This is a genomic window from Bacteroides sp. (genome assembly GCF_028690125.1).
GTDB lineage: Bacteria > Bacteroidota > Bacteroidia > Bacteroidales > Bacteroidaceae > Bacteroides.
This window is the reverse complement of the sequence record NZ_JAQVBV010000104.1, coordinates 1-4615: the sequence shown is the minus strand read 5'-3', so window position 1 is coordinate 4615 and position 4615 is coordinate 1. Positions and strand designations below refer to the sequence as shown.

Genomic DNA, 4615 nt, shown 5'->3' with positions numbered 1-4615 from the left:
GTGTACTCACCCAAACAAACGAAGAGGCCGTTATTCTTATGGCCCTCTTGCGAAAACAGGGTATAAACAGCAAACTGATACAATCAATGGACGGTTTACGCTTTTGGAATATGGCTGAAATGAGGTATTTCCTAAGGTATATAGACAAACGAATAAAAATATCGTTAATTACAGAAGATTTATGGGAGGAAGCCAAGCATGCAACCTTCGCCGCTTATGACAGGAGCCTAAGTTTGATGTATGTGAAGCGTTGTATGGAGCAGTTTGAACAAACCAACAAGGTGAAATACCTCAGTGACTTCAAAGAATTTGTATTTGAGTCATCAGTGGAAGACTTCTGCGATGTTTCAGGAATCGATGTTGTGGTATCAACCATTCATAAAGCCAAAGGCAGAGAGTTTGACGACGTGTATATGCTCATATCCGACAGTTATGCAAAGAATGCCCATCTGATGCATCGATATTACGTCGGAATAACTCGTGCGAAAAATCGGCTGTTTATACATACAAACGGTGATTGCTTCAATCGTTTAAGTGCGGACCGATATCTTATCGACCAACAACAATATGACATGCCTGAAGAAATCGTACTACAACTCTCCCACAAAAATGTCTATCTGGGATTCTTCAAAGAACGGAAACAAGAGGTCTTAGCATTGAGAGGAGGAGATTCTTTGACTTACAGTGATTTCTTTTTGTATAGTTCATTGACCAATAAACCTGTAGCAAAGTTATCATCAAAAATGCAGGACACATTATCAGAGTGGGAAGAAAGGGGTTATAAGGTGAAATCCGCATCTGTACGGTTCGTTGTGGCATGGAAACCCAAAGATGCACAAAAAAATGAACCGGAAACGGCTGTTCTTTTAGTAGATTTGATACTGTCTTTGTAAGTTAAAACACTTGAAATTATCACATTATCGCTACCTTTGTGATAAGAATTAAAATATTATGCTCAAATAATAAGAAAACGATATAGGTACATAACAATACATTGATAACGGAATGCTCGGCCTACGATTTTAAGGAAATGTTGGAACGTAGTAAAGTGAAGTCATGGCTCAAATCCGTGTCGGCTTTTGCCAATACAGACGGTGGCAGTCTATTCTATAAAGTGAGCGATGATGGAGTAATTGTAGGTTTGGAAAATCCGCAAGCCGATGCTGAGGGTGTGTCAAAATGATGCATCCTCTTTTGTTTATTATCTGTTTCCTTATCAGAATCATTTGACTACATATTAATTCAACAGACCGAAGTATCAATAGCCTCACCTTTTACCTTCCGAAGTTACTTCTAACGTTTATATTCACTCAAACCTTTTTTGCATATTCACCACTTCCACCTCCTTCTCTAAACCCGCTCCCCAAAAGCGAAAGCGGGTGAAAGCATCAAAGAAAAATCTTATTTACGGAGCTTCAACAGCTTCACCTTATTTATGATACGAACTTGACTTACCAACCTATCAACACCTCTACTTATACTTACCTCAGCATACTTATACTTACCTCCGCACCACATCACGCGATACCCCATAATAACCTGCCACAGGAACATAAATCGGCTGCATACGTCTGCCCACATTCCTTAGTTTCCCGCCTTCCAGCAAGCGGCGAAGATGGCGGTTAGCTGTAGTCCGTGTCATAGAACATATTTCCTGAAAATCGTAACGAAGCATTACATCATGATCGGCGAAATACTCCTTTAAACGCATATCTATCTCCACCTCCGACAAAGGTTGTGAATGTCGTGCATACTTACACTGACTGGCTTTGATACCTGTAAGCTCCCCCCGCAAGCGAACATCAGGACGAAAACCAATCGTCTTCAGTTCCATCTTCATTGATTTATTCGGGGTACTGCGGGTCACTTTCTGCGTACTTTTCAAAATAGGCGCAAAATAGCCTAGCCCTTCAATATGCACCTCACGCCCTTCACGCAGCTCTTCACCACAAATTTGAGCCAACATTTCAAACGTGTTTTTTACATCACCCACAGAAAGCGAACTGCGCCCATGAATCATCTGGCACAATTTCTCCGTGTTTACCTTACCATTCAAAAAAATGCGGGGATGCAAACCTTTTTCTTCCGAGTCATCCGACTCACCGGGATTCTCGTACCAGTCATAAAGTATAGCCATACGTTGTTATCAGTTTTATAATAAATACTTTTCATACAAAAACATTGAATATATCAACGACTCACTCTGATGGTTTAAGCAAATCACATTTGTTATTCACTTAGATCACTAAAGTAATTCAACTGAACCACGAAAGTGAGTCATTATTAATTCTACGTCAAAGATACAATAAAAAGCAGAGAAAAAGAAGTGAATCACTGGACTTCTATTACCACTGAGAAATTATTTTCTTTTTATACAAAACACTTGCAAACCGCTATACTCATATCGTATATTCGCAGTGTCAGCAGCTGAAAAACAAACCTATTTTAGTCACTTAAAAACAGAAAAAAGAATGAACGCAATAACATTAATATGGAAACAGATATTGAAAGAATTGAAAAGACTCCAAACGGAAGAATTTACAGAAAAGAGCCAAGAAGAGAAAACGAAAAAAGGCCGGACAGAGTCAGTAGAAAGTGGTGGAGAAGAAGCACCCGCCGGAAAAGAGGGAGAAAAAGAGGTCAGGCAGAAACAACCTGTTCGTCTTACACAGGAAGTACGAGCGTTCCTGCAAGAGTATTACGATTTCCGCTACAACTTATTAACGGATGAAACGGAATATCGCCCGGCAGGAAAACGGGGTATGCCTTTCGAACCAGTAGGAAAACGGGAACTAAATACGTTCTGCATGGAAGCGCACGACCTGGGAATTAATTGCTGGGATAAAGACCTGAGTCGTTACGTTTACTCCACCTGCATTCCCGAATATCACCCTTTCCGGCTTTATATAGAAGAACTTCCCGATTGGGATGGCACAGAAAGGCTGGAAGCTCTGGCACGACGTGTGTCCGATCACCCGCTTTGGGTAAAGAGTTTCCACACATGGATGCTAGGTCTCACTGCTCAGTGGATGGGCATAACGGGAATACACGCCAACAGTGTAGCCCCTATTCTTGTCAGCAGCGAACAGGGACGCCAGAAGTCCACATTTTGCAAGGCACTGATGCCTGCAATGTTGTCACGTTATTATATGGACAATCTCAAACTGTCCGCACAAGGAAAACCAGAAAGGTTACTTGCAGAGATGGGGCTTTTGAACATGGATGAGTTTGATAAATACGGAACACAGCAAATGCCATTATTGAAAAACCTGATGCAAATGGCAAATCTCAATATTTGCAAGGCTTATCAAAAGAATTTCCGAAATTTGCCACGTATCGCTTCCTTCATTGGTACAAGCAATCGCTTCGATTTGCTTACTGATCCCACAGGCAGCCGGCGATTCATCTGTGTAGAAGCAGAACATATCATCAACTGCGAAGGAATAGACCATAATCAAATATATGCCCAACTGAAAGAAGAATTACTTTCAGGAGTTCCCTACTGGTTCACCAAAGAAGAAGAACGGGAACTGCAACGCCATAATACCGCTTTTTATCGTCCTTGTCCGGCAGAAGAGGTCTTTCACTCCTGTTATTGTGCTGCCGGACCTGATGACGAAAGACATGAACAACTTTCAGCATCGGACATATTTAAGAAACTGAAGATGTATAATCCCGCCGCCATGCGTGGAAGTAATCCTGCTACATTCGCACAGTTGTTACTTGCGGCAGGAATCACCCGCAAACATACTAAATATGGAAATGTGTATCTGGTGAAACCGTTGAAAGCATTATAGACTCTTCTACAAAGCGAAGGTTCACCCATAAGGAACTGATATAAATTGATTTACGCAACAAGGTGAAAAAGATGAAATCACCTGAATAGTCCTATGGGTACTCACGGACATTATCATAAACAAAACCAAGTAAATCAAATCATTTTAAAAGCATTAATTATTTTCCTTTTATTTCACTATATATTAAAAAAATATATATACCTTTGTAAAACACATCTTCGGTTCATCAGCGTGATAAACCAGATGGAGGTGTTTTTATTTTTTTAATTGGAGTAAATAACGTATTATCTCTCACATCGAAACTTAGCAATTTCATACAAGGAGAGATGATACAGCAGATACTCCACGTGGATGATTGTGTATAAACATTTCAGCTAGTGATGTGTTATATATAAACGATTAGCGTGGATATCTGTTGTTATCATTATCTCTTGCAGGGCATGCTAAGGCCTCGATGTGGATAATGGTTCAACAGTGTCCACGTCTTTTTGCATCCGGATGGTTATCAATAACCGCCCCAACTCCCCCAATTAGTTCTCCCCCTCCATCCGGAAAGCTAAAAGCGTGGATACTCTTGCTCCATATTGACAAAGGATTATTTACTCTTTACTTTTAAATATATAAATCCTTACTTTAAATCATATAAAAAGGAGTATTATGCCGGAATGGATTAGCACGGAAGAAGCAAAGAGCAAATATGGAGTCGAAGAAGAAGTAATACGGCTCTGGGTGGAAACGAAAAGAATTTCGATGTCATATATAGGAAAAACAGCTATGGTAGACAATGAAAGTCTTGAAAAGTTTTTGAGTCAAAGTAA

3 protein-coding genes and 1 pseudogene are annotated in these 4615 nt (G+C 40.2%); 3 read left to right on the top strand and 1 reads right to left on the bottom strand.

Annotation, left to right across the window (positions count from 1 at the left end):
* The coding region (locus PHO71_RS25295) for a 3'-5' exonuclease (protein WP_300208957.1) at nucleotides 1–893 on the top strand (893 nt) is incomplete at its 5' end.
* Nucleotides 894–994: 101 nt separating this feature from the next.
* A pseudogene (locus tag PHO71_RS25290) lies at nucleotides 995–1180 on the top strand (helix-turn-helix domain-containing protein); the annotation flags it as partial.
* A gap of 321 nt (nucleotides 1181–1501) precedes the next feature.
* On the opposite strand, the gene PHO71_RS25285 reads toward PHO71_RS25290, so the two are convergent.
* Nucleotides 1502–2137, bottom strand: a complete 636-nt coding sequence (locus tag PHO71_RS25285; protein ID WP_300208956.1) for an HU family DNA-binding protein — start codon at nucleotides 2135–2137, stop codon at nucleotides 1502–1504.
* Nucleotides 2138–2471: 334 nt separating this feature from the next.
* Here PHO71_RS25285 and PHO71_RS25280 point away from each other — a divergent pair, with 334 nt between their 5' ends.
* Nucleotides 2472–3797: a VapE domain-containing protein gene (locus PHO71_RS25280; RefSeq protein ID WP_300208955.1), complete on the top strand. Its 1326-nt coding sequence runs from the start codon at nucleotides 2472–2474 to the stop codon at nucleotides 3795–3797.
* Nucleotides 3798–4615: the final 818 nt, after the last annotated feature.